Annotated in this window: 1 pseudogene; it reads right to left on the minus strand. The window is 27.5% G+C overall.

The features are described 5' to 3' along the window. Window positions 1–546: pseudogene (locus BTJ66_RS13445) on the minus strand (IS5/IS1182 family transposase); the annotation flags it as partial.

Consider the following 546-nt stretch of genomic DNA (forward strand, 5'->3'; position numbering starts at 1 on the left):
ATCGTCTTTCATTCTCATAAAAGTAGCGTCATGATCTGTTTTAGAATAACTATTTCTATCTTTAAGAATAGATTGCTGATATCTGTATTTATTTTTACGTTCTGAATATTCTCCAATTCTTTTTCTACATTTTTTTATTTCAGTTCTAGTTTTACGCTTTATTCTTCTTGTTTCAACGTTCTTTGATTCATTCATTTGATTGGTTAAATCTTCGATTTCTTTATCTAAGTGTGTTCCTATTAGATCAATTTCTTCTTGAGTTAAATTTATATCCCTATCTTCTTTAATTTCAGGTACAATTTTATTTTTAACTAGTTCTTGATAAAGTAACGTTGAATTTTCATTCATCTTAGTTTCATAGTTTTGAATATTTCTTTTCCATACAAATGTATATTTATTGGCATTAGCTTCTACCTTTGTGTCATCAATAAGAGATTGTTCAAGGCACTGACTATGAAATTGAATAAAAAGAGATGCCAATAAAGCATCCGTTTTAGGATTCACTCTAAATCGATTAATTGTTTTATATGAAGGGGTTTGGTTTTG

This window comes from Staphylococcus edaphicus (assembly GCF_002614725.1).
Lineage (GTDB): Bacteria > Bacillota > Bacilli > Staphylococcales > Staphylococcaceae > Staphylococcus > Staphylococcus edaphicus.